The sequence below is a fragment of the Sphingopyxis sp. genome (genome assembly GCF_016463645.1).
Taxonomy (GTDB): Bacteria; Pseudomonadota; Alphaproteobacteria; order Sphingomonadales; family Sphingomonadaceae; genus Sphingopyxis.
The window spans coordinates 1-16,142 of record NZ_JAEMQX010000028.1 but is presented as its reverse complement, the minus strand read 5'-3'; the positions used below and the strand labels follow the sequence as shown (position 1 = coordinate 16,142).

Sequence of the window (16,142 nt, the reverse complement as noted above, 5' to 3'; positions counted from 1 at the left end):
GTCAGCTTGCGAGGGTGCGCTCGATCCAGCGGCGGAAATTGACCAGCGCTTCACCGCGCCAGCGCGAGCGCCGCGTGGTGAGGACATAGGAGCCGAGATAGACAGGTGGAAAGGCGCCGACCTCGACGAGTTCGCCGTTGCGCAGGCTGTCGCCAACGAGGAGCGCGTTGGCAAGGGCGATTCCTTGGCCCCGGCGCGCGGCGGCCAGCGTCAGATGGCCTTGCCAGAAGCGTGGTCCGTCGAGCTTGCCCTCGCTTTCCACGCCATGTTGTTCGAACCAGCGCCGCCACTGGTCGAAGCTGGCCTCGTGCAGCAGGGGCGCTTCGAGCAGGTCGGCAGGATTTTCGAACCGCGGCTGATCGGCGAGAAAGGTCGGACTGGCTACTGCGAGGATCGGCGGGCGCAGGAGCTCGACCGATCGAAACGCGGGTGCCTCCTCCTGCTTCGCGACATCGACGACATAATGGATATGCGCGTCGACATTGTTATCGACGGCCTCGGGCAGGATCTCGATCGGCTGCAGTTCGATCTGGATTTCGGGGAAGGAAGCGGAGAACTCGCCGATCCGCCCGGTGAGCCACTCCGAGGCGAGTCCTGGCGCGCACCAGAGGACGAGATGCTTGTCATCGAGTTGAGGCACGAATTCCATCGCGGCGGAAGCGATGTCGGTCAGACTTTGTGCGATGGCGCGGTGGAACCGCGCTCCCGTCTCGGTCAACTGTCCGTTGGAGCCGGAGGCGCGATCGAACAGGGGGCTGCCGGCCCATTCCTCGAGCGCGCGTAAATGACGGCTGATAGCGGCATGGTCGATCGAGAGCGCCTCGGCGGCGCGCCGGATTCCACCGCAAGTGCCAATGGCCTCGAAGGCCTTGAGCGCTGCAAAGGGCGGGAGCGCGCGCCGTTGGTCGGGCGTCAGTCCGTAGTGCGCGACATTGGCCCGGGGGGGCTGGAGGTCCCGCTGTTTCCTGTCCGCCGTCCTTGCCATGCCGGGCGGATAGCATCGCGGCGCCCGACTGTCACTTTTCGTTCGATCGTCTTTGCGCGCTTTGCAATCGAGGAGCGCGAGACGATGTTCCCCAAATGAGCGGCACCGTCGGTGACACATGATTTATTGAATGTCCGCTTCTCACCGTTTCGCTTCCGAAACCGGCCTGACTGCAAACGGCCAAGGGCAGTCGGCCCTCATTCTGGGCCGGTACGCCGCCGCAATTCTGGAGCCGCCAGTCCGTACTTCGCAGAGGCCACAGATTTGGACCAAAGCGGCACTTTAATGCCGCTTTGTGCCCGATCAGGCACAATCGGCACTTCAGTGCCCTGCGCCTTTGCTCGGGCTGGGGAGGGTTGCATGATGCTGGGGACGAAGCCGCTGATGCTTTTGAGTCGCTGCGAAATGCCGGTTCGGTTTGTTGAAAGGAAATTTATGATGTCCGCGCGATCAAAGCTCGACGATGAGAATACAGGGGCCTTGCTCACCAAAAGGAAAGCATGGAGGACGTCGGCGGCGGGTGTGGGCGGTGCAGGCAGGGACGCGGATTTGGGAGCGACGAAAACCCCAGTCCGGATTCGAACTAGGGTGAAATGAAAAATAGAATAAAAACAGATAGATAGTGGAGAGTGGGAAACGAAAAAAATCGGTGAGAAAGCGGGTGTAGAACCCTAACCCACGGAAAAAAGGCACAATTGTACCTTGTCTAAATTCGTGGCTCCCCGGGTAGGATTCGAACCTACGACCGATCGATTAACAGTCGATTGCTCTACCGCTGAGCTACCGAGGAACACGCCGCCGATGCGGGCAAGGCGGCCCCTTTGCCGCCGGTTGCGGGATTAATCAAGCCCTCAAACGATAAATTGTTCCATCGCGATGCGTTCGTCGAGACCCTGGTCGGGATCGAAGAGCAAAGTCAGTGGCCGGCTGCGGTCGGTGGTGACCAGCACGGTCTTCACATCGCGGATTTCGCGCTGATCGGCGACCGCGCTGACCGGGCGCTTCGCTGCCTCGCGGACGTTGAAGCGGATGCTCGTCGATTCGGGGACGAGCGCGCCGCGCCAGCGCCGCGGGCGAAAGGGACTAATCGGCGTGAGCGCGAGCATCGCCGAATCGAGCGGCAGGATCGGGCCGTTGGCGCTGAGATTATAGGCGGTCGATCCGGCAGGGGTCGACACGAGCACGCCATCGCATGCCAGCTCCTCGAGCATCGTCTTCTCGTTGATCAGCACCTCGAGCTTCGCCGCCTGACGCGTTTCGCGAAGCAGCGAGATTTCGTTGATCGCCGGCAGGATATGCCGTTCGCCGCTGATCGTCGTGATGTCGCCCGACAAGGGGTGGATCAGGAAAGGGCGAGCCGCGGCGAGGCGATCGAGCAACCCCTCGACACGGAACTCGTTCATCAGGAACCCGATCGTGCCGCGGTTCATCCCGAACACGGGCAGGCTGCGGCGCTGGTCGAGCAGTTGATGCAGCATGTGGAGCAGAAAGCCGTCGCCGCCGAGCGCGATCAGCATATCGGCCTCGGCGAGATCGACGAAATCATAGAGCGGAAGCAGTTCGGCTTCGGCCTCCGTGGCTGCGGGCGCGTTCGATGCGACAAGCGCGATCTTGCGATGCATATCGGTCCGGTTCCCCTCGTGCCTTCAAATAGCGGGGCGGCCTGTCAGCCGCCCGTTGCACTCATATGACGCGCGACCGCCGGTTTGGACTTTCCGTCGATATGAAAGTCATGCGCGCGGGGTTTGCCAGCCAAAGCCGCATCAATCAAGCCATCGACATCGCCGCCGCCCCGCAGGGCGGTGCGCAGGTCGACGTGATCGTCCTGGCCGAGGCACATATAGACGCGCCCCTCGACCGTCAGGCGGATGCGGTTGCATGTGGCGCAGAAATTGTCGCTGAGCGGCGTGATCAGTCCCAGGGTCACCGGGCTGTCTTCGACTGTGAAATAGCGCGCGGGACCACCGGTGCGTCTGTCGACCGGGTAGATGGCGCGGGTTTCGCGGAGCGGCGCGACGAAGTGGTGGAGCGGGATATAATGATCGCTGCGGTCGTCTTCGACCTCGCCGAGCGGCATCGTTTCGATGAGCGTCAGGTCGCAGCCGGTCGCGGCGCAATAATCGAGCATCGGCAGCAGCTGGTCCTCGTTGAGGCCCGCGAGCGCGACCATATTGATCTTGACCGCGAGGCCCGCCGCGCGGGCGGCATCGATTCCGCGCAGCGCGACGGCGAGGTCGCCGACGCGGGTGATATGGCGAAAAGCCCCGGGGTCGAGCGTATCGAGGCTGACGTTGATCCGGCGCACGCCCGCCGCCGCCAGCATCGGTGCATGCTCGGCAAGCCGCATCGCGTTGGTGGTGAGCGTCAATTCGTCGAGGCCATAGCCGATCAGCGCCCCCAGCCGCATCGCGAGCGTGTCGATTCCGCGCCGGACGAGCGGCTCGCCGCCCGTCAGCCGGATGCGGCGGATGCCCCGCGCGACGAAACGCTCGGCAAGGTCTGCCATTTCCTCTATGCCGAGGACTGCCGATTTGGGAAGGAAGCGCATGTCTTCGGCCATGCAATAACGGCAGCGCAGGTCGCAGCGGTCGGTCACCGAAAGGCGCAAGTAACTGATCCGGCGACCAAGTCCGTCGATCAGGGGCCCCGCCGACCGGCCAGGTTGGGAAAATATGGCTGCCACGCGCGCATTGTGGTGCAAAAGACGAGAGCTTGGCAAGCAAAGCCTGCTAGGGGAATGCGATGAATCGCCTGTCCGAGTCCCTTTCCGCCTGTGCCCGCAAACTCGAAATGATGCATGCCCGGCACGACGCCGATGTCGGCGTCATTCTGGTCCAGGTCGACCAGATGGCGCGTATCAACAACAGTGCCGGGACCGCGACGGGCGACTCGGTGCTCGACGAAATCGGACGGCGGCTCGAAAATTTTGCGAGCGACGAATTCGGCCAGGGATCGTGCGTCGACCGGCTGGACGGGCCGCGCTTCCTGATCGTGCCGGCGGCACCGATGTCGCTCGGCGCTCTTCGCGCGCAGGAGCGCGCGCTGCACGTCGCGCTGGCCGAGCCGATCGTCGGCGACCCGAACGGCCGGTTGTCGATCCGCATCGCTGCGGCGCTGATCACGCGCGATGATTCGGTTGAGGAACAGCTGCGCATCGCGGGCGATCAGCTGGCGCGGCCGGCGTCTGCGCGCGACGGGGTAATGGTCCGTGCGGCGCTGTCGCGGAACGAGGTCGTCATCCACTACCAGCCGCAATATGACGTCGCGACGGGCGAGATGACCGGAGTCGAGGCGCTGCTGCGCTGGCAGCATCCCGAACTGGGCCTGCTCGGTGCGGGACCGCTCGTGACGGCGGCGCGAGCGGCGCGGCTCGAATGCGAACTCACCGAACATGCGCACCACGTCGCCCTTGCCGAAATGGCGACCTGGCCGAAGGCGCTCGCAAAGCTGCGCGTCTCGCTCAACATCACCGCAGCCGATCTCGGCGACCCCGAATTCGCCGGACGCTTCGCCGCGATGGCGAAAGCGGTCAAGGTCGATCCCGACCGGCTGACGCTCGAACTCACCGAACAGGCGATGCTGAGCGATCCGGCAAGCGCCGCCGACCAGCTGGCGCAGATCCGCGCGCTCGGCGTCGCGATCGCGATCGACGATTTCGGCACCGGCTATTCCAGCCTGTCGTTGCTCGCGCGGCTCCCGATCGACTATCTCAAGATCGACAGCGGCTTCACACGCACGATCGACGGCAGCGATCGCGACCGGATCGTCGTGCGCGCGATCGTCGACCTTGCGCGCGCGCTGGGGTTGCTCGTGGTCGCCGAGGGGATCGAGAATCAGCGCCAGCTTGAACGGTTGAAGGAACTTGGCGTCGCGACGTGGCAGGGGTTTCTGAAATCGGGGCCGGTGCCGTCGAATCAGTTGTTGACGCTGATGACCGTTTAAGCCGCCTGCCGCGCGAGCTTCCCCAATCCCTTCGACAATTGCAGCGCGCCGTTCAGCCGCGCACCGGTGCTGACCCAGTCGCCGCTCACCGAAAGCTTGTTGTCGGGGCGGATGCGCGCGCGGCCCTTCAGCCGCTCGACATAGGCGATGAGGCCGGGGACATTCGCGAACTGGTCCCCATGGAAGCTGACGAGTGCGCCCTTGCTGCCGACGTCGAGCTTCGCGATGCCGGCGAGCTTCGCGTTTGCCTTGATCTCCATCAGCTGGACGAGGTTTGCGGTTTCGGGCGGCAGCGGACCGAAGCGGTCGATCATTTCGGCGGCGAAGGCATCGAGCGCCGGGCGGTCGCTCGCCTCGTTGAGGCGGCGGTAGAGCGCCATGCGCAGCGGCAGATCGGGAACATAATCCTCGGGGATCAGGATCGGCGCGTCGATGGTGATGACCGGCGACAAGGCTTCGCGCGGCGGCGCGGCGCCCATGCCCTCGGCCTTTGCAACCAAAATGGCCTCTTCGAGCATCGACTGGTACAGCTCGAAGCCGACCTCGCGGATATGTCCCGACTGCTCGTCGCCGATGAGATTGCCCGCGCCGCGAATGTCGAGGTCGTGGCTCGCGAGCTGGAAACCTGCGCCGAGCGTGTCGAGGTCGCCGAGCAGCTTGAGCCGCTTTTCGGCGGTGTCCGTGATCGCGCCGCCTTCCATCGTCGTCAGATAGGCGTAGGCGCGCGTCTTCGACCGCCCGACGCGGCCGCGAAGCTGGTAGAGCTGCGCGAGCCCGAAACGATCGGCGCGGTGGACGATCAGCGTGTTCGCGCTCGGGATGTCGAGACCCGATTCCACGATGGTGGTCGAAACGAGCACGTCATATTTGCGGTCGTAGAAGGCGCTCATCCGCTCCTCGACCTCGCCCGGCGCCATCTGGCCGTGCGCAACGACATATTTGATCTCGGGCACCCGCGTGCGCAGAAATTCCTCGATATCGGGAAGGTCTTTGATGCGGGGGGTGACGAAGAAGCTCTGTCCGCCGCGGTCGTGCTCGCGGAGCAGCGCCTCGCGGATCACGACGGGGTCCCACGGAGCGACATAGGTGCGCACAGCGAGGCGGTCGACTGGCGGCGTCTGGATCACGCTGAGCTCGCGCAGGCCCGACATCGCCATCTGCAAGGTGCGCGGGATCGGGGTCGCGGTGAGGGTCAGGACATGGACGTCGGTCTTGAGCTGCTTCAGCCGCTCCTTGTGGACGACGCCGAAGCGCTGTTCCTCGTCGACGATTACGAGGCCGAGATTCTTAAACTCGACCGCCTTCGCAATGACGGCGTGGGTGCCGACCACGATATCGATCTGGCCGCTCGCAAGGCCTTCGCGTGTCTTCTGCGCCTCACTTGCCGGGACGAGGCGTGACAGGCGACCAATGTTGACCGGGAAGCCTTTGAAGCGCTCGACGAAATTCGTGTAATGCTGGCGAGCGAGCAGCGTCGTGGGAACGACAACGGCGACCTGCACTCCCGCCATCGCCGCGACGAAGGCGGCGCGCAGCGCGACCTCGGTCTTGCCGAAGCCGACGTCGCCGCAGACGAGCCGGTCCATCGGGCGCCCCGATGCCATGTCGGCGAGCACGTCGCCGATCGCGCGATCCTGATCGTCGGTTTCCTGATAGGGGAAGCGGTCGGCGAAGGCGGGATAGGCGGCATCCTGCGCGAGCAACTCGCCCGAACGCAGCGCGCGTTGCGCCGCGGTCGCGAGTAGTTCGCCCGCGATCTCGCGGATGCGCTCCTTCATCCGCGCCTTGCGGCGCTGCCAAGCTTCACCGCCGAGCTTGTCGAGACCGACGCCTTCGCTTTCGCCGCCGTAACGCGAGAGGACGTCGAGATTCTCGACGGGGACGTAGAGTTTGTCGCCGCCGGCGTAACTCAGCGCGACGCAATCGTGCGGGCTGCTTCCGACGGGGATCTGCGTCAGCCCCTCATAGCGCCCGATGCCGTGGTCGAGATGGACGACGAGGTCGCCGACGCTGAGCGTCGCGAGTTCGGCGAGAAAGGCGTCGGCACTCTTGCGGCGCTTCTGCCGCCGGACGAGGCGCTCGCCGAGGATATCCTGTTCGGTGAGCAGGCTGATCGCGTCGCTTGCAAAGCCGTGGTCGAGCGGCAGCACGACCATCGCGGTCGCGCCGCCGCTTTCCGTCGAGGCGGTGCCTAACGCGTCCTGCCAGCCGTCGGCGGGCGCGAGCGAGGTGACGCCATGGTCGCGGAGCAACCCCGACAGACGTTCGCGCGCACCGCCCGAATAGCTGGCGATGATCGTGCGCCGCCCCTTGCGGCGTTCATCCGACAGATGGTCGGCGACCTTCGCATAGACATTCTCGTCGGCAGTTCGCTCGGGTGTGAAGTCGCGCGCGGCGAAGGTTTCGAGATCGACCACGGTGGCGGACGGGGGCACGTCGAAGGGCGTGACGATATGGATCGGGCGCTCTTTGGCCGTCCCGACCCATTGCTCCTCCGTCAGATACAGCGTCTCCGGCGCAAGCGGGCGATAGCTGCCGGGCGATTCGCGTTCGGCGGCGACGCGGTTCGCATGATAGTCGGCGATTGCGGCAAAGCGCGTCTCGGCGGTCGCCTCGGTGCGGTGTCCGCGCAACACGGGGGTCGCCGGATCGATATGGTCGAACAGGTTGGCAAGCCTCTCCTCGAACAGCGGTAGCCAATGGTCCATGCCCGCCTGCCGCCGCCCGTCGCTGACCGCCTGATAGAGCGGGTCGCCGGTTGCCTGCGCGCCGAACAGCTCGCGATAGCTGGAGCGAAAGCGCCTGATCGTCGTCTCGTCGAGCAGCGTTTCGCTCGCCGGGAGCAATTGCAGCGCCTTGGCGGGGCCGAGGCTGCGCTGGTCGGCGGGGTCGAAGCGGCGGATGCTCTCGATCTCGTCGCCGAAGAAATCGACGCGCAGGCCCGTTTCCTCGCCCGCCGGGAAGAGATCGAGAATGCCGCCGCGTACCGCGAATTCACCCTGATCGGCGACCGTGTCGACGCGGTTGAAGCCATTCGACACGAGCAGTTCGGCGAGCGCATCGCGATCGATCCGTTGCCCGGGCGCGAGGGTCGTCGCGAGCTGGCGGATGCGGAACGGAGTGAGCGTGCGCTGGGTGATAGCGGCTATGGTGGTCAGGACCAGTTCGCCGCGCTTTGCCGGGAGCTGGAGAGCGGAAAGCGTCGCAAGCCGGTCGGCGCTGACGCGCATCGACGGCCCGGCGCGATCATAGGGCAGGCAATCCCACGCCGGAAAGCGGTGAATGAAGAGATCGGGTGCAAAGAAGGGCGCCGCGTCGGCGACCGCCTGCATCGCGGCATCGTCGGTCGCAACATAGACGAGGCGTTTGTCGCTCGCGCGCGCCAGATCGGCGAGCAGCAATGGCAGGAAGCCGTCGGCGGTGCGCGCCAGCGTCAGCGGCGCCGACGCCGATCCGATCGCGGCGAAAATGTCGGCGGCGGGGCGGGTCATGGCAGCGGGATATAATCCAGTCGGCGCATCGCGGCGATCATCTCGGGCCGGTCGAGATGCGCGGGCGGCTCGCCGGTGCCGAGCGCCCACGCCATGATGTCGACGTCATCCTCTTCGACGACGATCTCGTACCAAGCGATGTCCTCCTCGCTCCAGCCCGCCGAATAGCGGTCGAAGAAGCCGCCGATCATATAGTCGGCCTCGCGCGTGCCGCGGTGCCAGGCGCGAAATTTCAGGCGTTTGAGGCGGTCGGTGTGCGGCACGGGAAGAATCCTGACGGCCCATGCGGCTGGGTGTGGCGCACGGGGAACAATCTCTATAGTCAGCCCAGATAGTCATGCGACCCGAGATACTCAATCCGCTCTTTGCCGCGCTGACCGACCTGAAGGGCGTCGGGCCGCAGCTTGCCAAGCCGCTGACGCGGCTCGGGCTCGAGCGCGTGGTCGATGTGCTGTTCCACCTGCCGACTGGGCTGATCTCGCGCTTTCCGGTCGACCGGCTCGATCAGGCGCAGGCTGGGCAGACGATCATCGTCGAGCTGACCGCGCAGGATTACCGCCCGGGCCGCAGCCCGCGCGCGCCGTTCGGGGTCGAGGCGTTCGACAGCGCGGGCGACCATGTGCGGCTCGTCTATTTCGGCCGGACGTCGGGACTGGCGCGCAAGCTTTTTCCGCTGGGCGAGAAGCGCCGCGTGTCGGGACGGCTCGATCTTTATGGCGACATGCGTCAGATCGTTCATCCCGATCATGTCGCCGAGCCGGGCGACGAAGGCGGCATTGCGGTGCACGAACCCGTCTATCCGCTGACGGAGGGGCTCACCAACGCGCGGCTTTCGCAGTTGGGGCAGGTTGCGCTCGAGCGGCGCCCCGAGCTTGCCGAATGGATCGACGCGCCCTTGCTCGCGAGCCGCGGCTGGCCGGCGTGGAACGAGGCGATGGAGCGCGCGCACGCGAGCCCGCGTGACGAGGCAGCGCGAGACCGGCTCGCCTATGACGAGATTTTCGCCAGCCAGGTCGCGCTGATGCTGATCCGGCAGGGGCTGCGCAACCGCAAGGGTCGGGCGATCGTCGGGGACGGCCGGTTGGCCGATGCGCTCAAGCTGCCGTTCGGGTTGACCGGAGCGCAAGAGCGCGTCGGGCGCGAGATTGCGGGCGACATGGCGCAGGATACGCCGATGCTGCGCATGCTGCAGGGCGACGTCGGATCGGGCAAAACGCTCGTCGCGCTCCGCGCGATGCTGGCGGCGGTCGAGGCGGGGACGCAGGCAGCGTTGCTCGCCCCGACCGAAATTCTCGCGCGCCAGCATTTTGCGACGTTGCAAAGGATGCTCGGCGGGCTGCCGGTGAACCTCGCCATCCTGACCGGCCGCGACAAGGGCAAGGTTCGTGAATCGACGTTGATGGGGCTTGCCGATGGCAGCATCGATATTCTCGTCGGCACTCACGCGATCTTCCAGCAGGCGGTGACGTACAGGGATCTTGCGCTCGTCGTCGTCGACGAACAGCATCGCTTCGGCGTCGCGCAGCGGCTCATGCTCACGCAAAAGGCGGTGCGCCCGCCGCATTTGCTCGTGATGACCGCGACCCCGATCCCGCGCACCCTGCTGCTCGCCAATCATGGCGAGATGGATGTGTCGCGGCTCGACGAGATGCCGCCGGGGCGCACGCCGGTCGATACGCGCGTCGTATCGGTCGACCGGCTCGACGAGGTCGTCGACGGGCTCGACCGCCATCTGGCGAGTGGTGCGCAGGCCTATTGGGTGTGCCCGCTCGTCGCCGAGAGCGAGGCCAGCGAACTCGCCGCGGCAGAGGAGCGCGCGGCATTGCTGCGCGCGCGGCTCGGCGAAAATCGTGTCGGTCTGGTGCACGGCCGGATGAAGGGGCCGGAGAAGGATGACGTCATGGCGCGCTTCCAGGCCGGCGAGATTGGCGTCCTCGTCGCGACCACGGTGATCGAGGTCGGCGTCGATGTCCCTGCCGCCAGCCTGATGATCGTGGAGCATGCCGACCGCTTCGGGCTCGCGCAACTCCACCAGCTGCGCGGCCGCGTCGGGCGCGGCACGGCAAAGTCGGTCTGCCTGCTGCTCCGTTCGCAGAATCTGTCGGAAACCGCGCGCGAACGGCTCGCACTGATGCGCGATACGAACGACGGTTTCGTGATCGCCGAGAAGGATCTGGAATTGCGCGGCGGCGGCGAACTGCTCGGACTCAAGCAATCGGGCGACGCCGATTACCGGCTCGCCACTCCTGAACAGCTTGTGCGGTTATTGCCGGTCGCGCACGATGATGCGCGGCTGTTCGTCGAGCGTGATGGCGGGATGGACGGCGCGCGGGCGGAGGCGGTGCGCCTCTGCCTCTATCTGTTCGAGCGCGATGCGGCGGTGCCGCTGCTCAGAAGTGGTTAGTTGACGTCGCCCCGCGCGCCCATGGCACGGATCATCGGCAGATAATCCTCGACCGAGATCGATTTTTCGAACTGTACACCGGTCTTGCCGCCAAGCGACCATACGACTTTCGCCGCGGTGCGGCCGATGATGGGCATGCGGAACACGACGAGGTCGCCGGGTTCGAGCCCGCGTTCGAAGCGCATCAGCAAGCCGTCAGCGCTGATGTTTACGCAGGTGCACATTTCCTGACGCCCGTCGGGCATGACGAAGGGCAGGCGGCAATAGACGTCGCTACGCGGAGCGATCCGCTGGTCGAGGCCTACATAATGGGCCTTGCTGGTGTCGATCTTGCGCATATTCGTGGACCTTGTTGATTTGGCCATGAACGATCCATCCGATTGCTGAAGAAGTGGTAAACGCTTTTGTGCTCGTTACCGGGTCACAAGACCATGTTTTTTTGATCCGAGGCTCAGCGGAACGGCGTCCGCACCGGGCTGGATCAGATGATGCGGGTCGCGGACGACCTCGCCATCGACTTTCACTGCGCCCTCTTCGAGCTTGCGGCGCGCTTCCTTGTTCGACGCAGCGAAGCCGAGTTCGCGCAGCGCATCGACGATGGTGATGCCGTCGGCGGGCGCGACGGCCTGCGGTAGGTCGCCGCCAATCTGGCCCTTTTCAAAGGTTTGCGCGGCAGTGTCCGAAGCGGCCTTGGCGGCCTCTTCGCCGCGGCACATCGCGGTCGCCTCGTTGGCGAGGATTTTCTTCGCTTCGTTGATCTCGGCGCCCTCGAGCGCTTCGAGCCGCGCGATCTCGTCCAGCGGCAGGTCGGTGAAGAGCTTCAGGAACTTGCCGACGTCGCGATCGTCGCAGTTGCGCCAATATTGCCAATAGTCAAAATGGGACAGTTGTTCGGGATTAAGCCACACGGCCCCGGCGGCGGTTTTGCCCATCTTGGCGCCTGCGGCGGTGGTGAGCAGCGGAGTCGTGAGACCATAGAGGTCGGCGCCGTCCATCCGGCGGCCGAGTTCCATCCCGTTGACGATATTGCCCCACTGGTCCGATCCGCCCATCTGCAGACGAACGCCCATCGCTTTCGACAGGTGCCGGAAATCATAGCCCTGCAGGATCATGTAATTGAATTCGAGGAAGGTCATCGGCTGTTCGCGGTCGAGGCGCAGCTTGACCGAATCGAAAGTCATCATGCGATTGATCGTGAAGTGCGTGCCGACTTCCTGCAGCAGCTCGATATAGCCAAGCTTGCCGAGCCAATCCTGATTGTCGACCATCACCGCGTCAGTGGGACCGTCGCCGAAGGTCAGGAACTGCTGAAAAATGCTGAAGATCGAGGCGATGTTCGCGGCGATCGTCTCGTCCGACAGCATCTTGCGGCTCTCGTCGCGGCCTGTCGGGTCGCCGATCCGCGTAGTCCCGCCGCCCATCAGCACGACGGGCTTGTGCCCTGTCTGTTGCATGCGGCGCAGCATCATGATCTGGACGAGGCTGCCGACGTGCAGGCTGGGCGCGGTTGCGTCGAAACCGATATATCCGGGGATCACCTGTTTGACGGCGAGCGCATCGAGCCCTTCCGCGTCGGTCGTCTGATGGATATAGCCTCGCTCGTCGAGGAGGCGCAGCAGGTCGGATTTGTAACTGGTCATGGTGCGCGGGCGCTTAGCATGGGGTTTGATATTTGGATAGCATGCGCAAGGAGCTGATCTGCCACCCCGATACGCCGGGAAAGGCCGTGCGTTCGGTCGCGGTCGAGGTCAGCCTGTCGTTCGAGGATGGTTTCGCCCTGCGCTATATTGTGGGTGGAGCGATCACCGATCTCGTGCTTCCTCATGGTGAAGGTGAACTGGTCATCGCCGACAGCGCCACCGACGGCCTGTGGGAAAGCACCTGCTTCGAGGCGTTCCTGACCGAGGAGGGCGAGCCCGACTATACCGAATTCAACTATTCGCCCGACGGGCGCTGGGCCTGCTACCAGTTCGACGATTACCGCTCGCTGCTGCGTTCCGACGAGCTTGCGCCCTGGGAGATGTCTGCCGAGCGCGGCGAGCAGAGCTACGCGCTGCGCGTCGAACCCGGCATCTTCCCCGACGTCGGGGCGAAACTGGCGCTCTCCGCCGTGATCGAGGAGCTCGACGGAACGAAAAGCTATTGGGCGCTCACGCATCCGCCGGGCAAGCCCGACTTCCATCATCCCGATTGCTTTCAACTGACGCTTGAGGCACGCGGGCGGGCATGACGACCCTCTTCGGTATCGACCGCCTGCTCGCCGACCCCGCACTCCGTGCGCCGCTGCAGGGCAAGCGCGTCGCGCTGCTCGCGCACCCCGCATCGGTCACCGCCGACCTGACGCACAGTCTCGACGCGCTCGTCGCCGCAGGTATCGAGGTCAGTGCCGTGTTCGGACCGCAGCACGGCGTGCGCGGCGACCTTCAGGACAATATGATGGAGTCGCCCGACTTCACCGATCCGACCTATGGCATGCCGGTGTTCAGCCTCTACGGCGACGTGCGGCGCCCGTCGGGGCAGTCGATGCACACCTTCGACGTGATGCTTGTCGACCTGCAGGATCTGGGGTGTCGCATATACACCTATGTGACGACCTTGCTTTACGTGCTCGAAGCCGCGGCCGAGCATGGGAAGGCGGTGTGGGTGCTCGACCGGCCGAACCCGGCAGGACGCCCGGTCGAAGGTACGCGGCTGCGCGAAGGCTGGGAGAGCTTCGTCGGCGCGGGGCCGATGGTGATGCGCCACGGGCTCACGATGGGCGAGATGGGGCACTGGTTCATCCGCCATTTCAATCTCGACGTCGATTACCGCGTGATCGAAATGGAGCGATGGGAGCCCGAAGGCCCCGGCTTCGGCTGGCCGGCCGAGCGTGTGTGGATCAACCCCAGCCCCAATGCGGCCAACGTCAACATGGCACGCGCCTATGCCGGCACGGTGATGGTCGAAGGGGCGACGCTCAGCGAGGGCAGGGGAACGACGCGGCCGCTCGAACTGTTCGGCGCCCCCGATATCGAAGCGAAAGCAGTGATCGCGGAGATGCGGCGCCTCGCGCCCGAATGGCTCGGCGGCTGCAAGCTGCGCGACATCTGGTTCGAGCCGACCTTCCACAAACATATGAAGCAGCTCAACAGTGGCATCCATATCCACGCCGAGGGCGCATGGTATGATCATGCCGCGTTCCGTCCGTGGCGCGTGCAGGCACTGGGGTTCAAGGCGATCCGGTCGCTATATCCGGATTACCCGATCTGGCGCGGCCAGGACTTCAAATATGAATATACCGACGACGTGCTCGCGATCGATGTGATCAACGGCGGGCCGGGCCTGCGCGAATGGGTCGACGATGCGGGCGCGATGCCGGGCGACCTAGACGCGCTCGCGCTGACCGACGAGGCGGGGTGGCGGGGCGAGGTCGCCGATCTGCTGATATATTGACGAGAGGAAAGATGATGCAGCGACGGCAATTTCTCGGCACGGCGGCGCTGGCCGGACTGGCATCGTCGCTGCCTGCATCGGTGCTTGCCGCCGATACTACGGGTCTTCCGAACCTCGCTGCCAAGGCCGTCCCGATCGGGCACGAAGAACGCATGGCGCGGATCGCCAAGGCAAAGGAGTTAATGCGCGCGAACGATATCGGCGCGCTGCTGATCGAGCCGGGATCGAGCCTCATCTATTTTACCGGCGTCGAGTGGTGGCGGAGCGAGCGGCTGACTGCCGCGGTGCTGACGCGCGAAGGCGAGGTGGCGATCGTCACGCCCTTCTTCGAGGAGCCGTCAGTGCGCGAAAGCCTCGGTATCGACGCCGAGGTGCTGACGTGGAATGAGGACGAAAACCCGCTCGCCGCCGTTGCCGCCTGGCTCGGCAAACGCGGGCTGACCAAGAGTCGGATCGGAGTCGAGGAAACAGTGCGCTATTTCGCGGTCGACGGGCTCGAAAAGGCGATGCCGGGCGCGACCGTCGTCAATGGCGCGCCAGTCGTGCGCGGGTGCCGGATGCACAAGTCACCCGCGGAAATCGCGTTGATGCAGATCGCCGCTGACATCACGCTCGCCGCCTATCGCCACACCGCGCCGCGGATCGAGGCGGGGATGACGCCCGCCGACATCGGCGCGATCATGAAGGCCGCAACGATCGCGCTCGGCGGGCGCAGCGAATTCGAGCTGATCCTGCTCGGCGAGGCGAGCGCTTATCCGCACGGATCGGGCAAGCCGCAAGCGGTGAAGGAGGGCGAGGTCGTGCTGATGGACTGCGGCGCGACGGTTCACGGCTATCAGTCGGATATTTCGCGCAGCTTCGTCTATGGCAAGGCAAGCGCGCGCCAGTGGCAAGTCTGGGACCAGATGCGCAAGGGACAGGACGTCGCCTTCGCCGCGGCGAAGCTCGGCACGCCAGCGGGGGCAGTCGATGACGCGGTGCGCGCTTATTATGAAAGCCTCGGCTGGGGCCCGGGCTACAAACTGCCCGGTACCTCGCATCGCACCGGCCACGGCATCGGGCTCGACGGGCACGAGCCGGTCAATCTCGTGCGCGGCGAAACGACGAAGCTCGCGCCGGGCATGTGCTTCTCGAACGAGCCTGGCATCTATATTCCCGGCGAATTCGGTATCCGGCTCGAGGATTGCTTCTACATGAACGACAGCGGGCCGGAATGGTTCAGCGAGCCGCCACCGTCGATCGACAAGCCGTTCGGCTAGTCGGGCGCCTTCGGCCGCTGGACCAAACTGACCAGCACGAACGAGATGATCATCAGCAGATACCAGCTGCCGAGCTTCTCCACGCCGACCATGTGCCAGCCTTCGTTCTGGCTGGGGTAGGTCCAGGCGCGCGCGAAAGTGCCGATATTCTCGGCGAACCAGATGAACAGCGCGACGAGCCCCCAGCCGACGAGCAGCGGCATCCGGCGGTGGACGTGCAGCGGGCGGAACCAGATCTGACAGCGCCAGAAGAGCAGCGCGGTTGCGGCGAACAGCAGCCAGCGGATGTCGTAGATCCAATGATGCGCGAAAAAATTGACGTAGATCGCGGCGGCAAGAAGATAGCTTGCCCAGACGGGCGGATAGCCCGTGTAGCGGAAATCGAAAATGCGCCAGACGCGCGCGATATAGCTGCCGACCGCAGCGTACATGAAGCCCGAGAAGAGTGGCACCGCGCCGATATGGAGCAGGCTCGCCTCGGGATATTGCCACGAGCCCGCGGCGGTCTTGAACAACTCCATCACCGTGCCGACGATGTGGAAGATCAGGATGACGAGCGCTTCCTTAGGCGTTTCGAGCCGGAAGGCGAGCATGGCGAACTGGATCAGCACCGCGCCGATCGTGATCGC

13 protein-coding genes and 1 tRNA gene are annotated in these 16,142 nt (G+C 65.1%); 5 read left to right on the top strand and 9 right to left on the bottom strand.

Features of this window, described 5'->3' with window-relative positions:
• Position 1: 1 nt before the first annotated feature.
• The 4 genes from JHC57_RS08345 to moaA all read right to left on the bottom strand — a co-directional run bounded on the left by JHC57_RS08345 (position 2) and on the right by moaA (position 3,659).
• Positions 2–985 carry a LysR substrate-binding domain-containing protein gene (locus tag JHC57_RS08345; RefSeq protein WP_294029546.1) on the bottom strand — a complete coding sequence of 328 codons (984 nt, stop codon included), beginning with the start codon at positions 983–985 and terminating at the stop codon, positions 2–4.
• 715 nt (positions 986–1,700) lie between these two features.
• Positions 1,701–1,775: transfer RNA gene (locus tag JHC57_RS08340), tRNA-Asn, on the bottom strand.
• A 61-nt stretch (positions 1,776–1,836) separates the two neighbouring features.
• Positions 1,837–2,607, bottom strand: coding sequence for an NAD kinase (locus JHC57_RS08335; RefSeq protein WP_294029545.1), 771 nt, complete (start codon positions 2,605–2,607; stop codon positions 1,837–1,839).
• A 44-nt stretch (positions 2,608–2,651) separates the two neighbouring features.
• A complete protein-coding gene (gene moaA / locus JHC57_RS08330; protein ID WP_294029568.1) occupies positions 2,652–3,659 on the bottom strand; it encodes a GTP 3',8-cyclase MoaA in 1,008 nt (335 codons plus the stop codon).
• A gap of 68 nt (positions 3,660–3,727) precedes the next feature.
• Here moaA and JHC57_RS08325 point away from each other — a divergent pair, with 68 nt between their 5' ends.
• The gene (locus JHC57_RS08325; RefSeq protein WP_294029544.1) at positions 3,728–4,927 is read left to right on the top strand and encodes a GGDEF domain-containing phosphodiesterase; all 1,200 of its coding nucleotides are present in this window, start codon (positions 3,728–3,730) and stop codon (positions 4,925–4,927) included.
• Here the strand turns inward: JHC57_RS08325 and mfd are convergent.
• Positions 4,924–8,418 carry a transcription-repair coupling factor gene (mfd, locus tag JHC57_RS08320; protein ID WP_294029543.1) on the bottom strand — a complete coding sequence of 1,165 codons (3,495 nt, stop codon included), beginning with the start codon at positions 8,416–8,418 and terminating at the stop codon, positions 4,924–4,926. The genes JHC57_RS08325 and mfd overlap by 4 nt on opposite strands.
• The gene (locus JHC57_RS08315) at positions 8,415–8,681 is read right to left on the bottom strand and encodes a succinate dehydrogenase assembly factor 2 (RefSeq protein WP_294029542.1); all 267 of its coding nucleotides are present in this window, start codon (positions 8,679–8,681) and stop codon (positions 8,415–8,417) included. Before JHC57_RS08315 ends, mfd begins: the two co-directional genes overlap by 4 nt.
• Before the next feature lie 74 nt (positions 8,682–8,755).
• On the opposite strand from JHC57_RS08315, the gene recG reads away from it, so the two are divergent.
• Positions 8,756–10,822: an ATP-dependent DNA helicase RecG gene (gene recG / locus JHC57_RS08310; RefSeq protein WP_294029541.1), complete on the top strand. Its 2,067-nt coding sequence runs from the start codon at positions 8,756–8,758 to the stop codon at positions 10,820–10,822.
• Here recG and JHC57_RS08305 read toward each other — a convergent pair.
• On the bottom strand, positions 10,819–11,160 hold the full coding sequence (locus tag JHC57_RS08305) for a PilZ domain-containing protein (RefSeq protein ID WP_179499595.1): 342 nt from the start codon (positions 11,158–11,160) through the stop codon (positions 10,819–10,821). The genes recG and JHC57_RS08305 overlap by 4 nt on opposite strands.
• 75 nt (positions 11,161–11,235) lie before the next feature.
• The gene (tyrS, locus tag JHC57_RS08300) at positions 11,236–12,462 is read right to left on the bottom strand and encodes a tyrosine--tRNA ligase (protein ID WP_294029540.1); all 1,227 of its coding nucleotides are present in this window, start codon (positions 12,460–12,462) and stop codon (positions 11,236–11,238) included.
• Positions 12,463–12,503: 41 nt separating this feature from the next.
• Between tyrS and JHC57_RS08295 the strand changes: the two genes are divergently transcribed.
• The 3 genes from JHC57_RS08295 to JHC57_RS08285 are packed head-to-tail and all read left to right on the top strand — an operon-like array spanning position 12,504 to position 15,513.
• Positions 12,504–13,052 carry a DOMON-like domain-containing protein gene (locus tag JHC57_RS08295; RefSeq protein WP_294029567.1) on the top strand — a complete coding sequence of 183 codons (549 nt, stop codon included), beginning with the start codon at positions 12,504–12,506 and terminating at the stop codon, positions 13,050–13,052.
• Entirely contained in the window at positions 13,049–14,254 is a 1,206-nt protein-coding gene (locus tag JHC57_RS08290) for a DUF1343 domain-containing protein (RefSeq protein ID WP_294029539.1), read from the top strand. The genes JHC57_RS08295 and JHC57_RS08290 overlap by 4 nt, the downstream gene beginning before the upstream one ends.
• Before the next feature lie 14 nt (positions 14,255–14,268).
• Complete coding sequence (locus JHC57_RS08285) at positions 14,269–15,513, top strand: Xaa-Pro peptidase family protein (RefSeq protein ID WP_294029566.1); 1,245 nt, start codon at positions 14,269–14,271, stop codon at positions 15,511–15,513.
• On the opposite strand, the gene JHC57_RS08280 is transcribed toward JHC57_RS08285, so the two are convergent.
• A partial coding sequence (locus tag JHC57_RS08280) for a DUF817 domain-containing protein (protein ID WP_294029538.1) occupies positions 15,510–16,142 on the bottom strand: 633 nt, incomplete at its 5' end. The two genes, JHC57_RS08285 and JHC57_RS08280, sit on opposite strands and share 4 nt — an antisense overlap.